General features: G+C 74.7%; 2 pseudogenes. Both read left to right on the forward strand.

The features are described 5' to 3' along the window. Positions 1-95: 95 nt before the first annotated feature. Positions 96-344, forward strand: a pseudogene (locus tag G3I78_RS52620) (ATP-binding cassette domain-containing protein); the annotation flags it as partial. Positions 345-357: 13 nt separating this feature from the next. Continuing rightward, positions 358-439, forward strand: a pseudogene (locus G3I78_RS52625) (ECF transporter S component); the annotation flags it as partial.

The following is a 439-nucleotide window of genomic DNA, read 5'->3' on the forward strand; positions in this document are numbered from 1 at the left end:
CAGGCGGGCCTGCTGGGCGGCAAGACGGGCCGCGGGTTCCACATGTACGACCGGGACTGAGGGGTCCCGGTCCGCCGCCCGGTACGACTCCGCCACCGGTGCGGCCGGCACCCGCCCCGGACCCCGCTCTCCTCCTGAAGGCCCGCGGGGTGACGGTGACCTATCAGGGCGTCCCGGCCGTCAGGGAGGTCGACCTCGATCTGCGGGGCGGCGCGATCACCGCGCTCATGGGCCGCAACGGCTCCGGCAAGTCCTCCCTGCTGTGGGCGCTCCAGGGCACCGGACCCCGCAAGGCCGGCACGGTGCTCATCCCCGCCGCCGGCGGGGGCAAGGACGCCGACCCGCAGAAGCTGTCGCCTTCCCGGCCTGCCCTTCACCGGGCAGTTCCACCGCTACATCGCCTTCGACCTCGCGACCTCCCTCGGCTGGGACACCGGGC

It is taken from the genome of Streptomyces sp. SID13726, from assembly GCF_010548375.1.
Classification (GTDB): Bacteria; Actinomycetota; Actinomycetes; order Streptomycetales; family Streptomycetaceae; genus Streptomyces.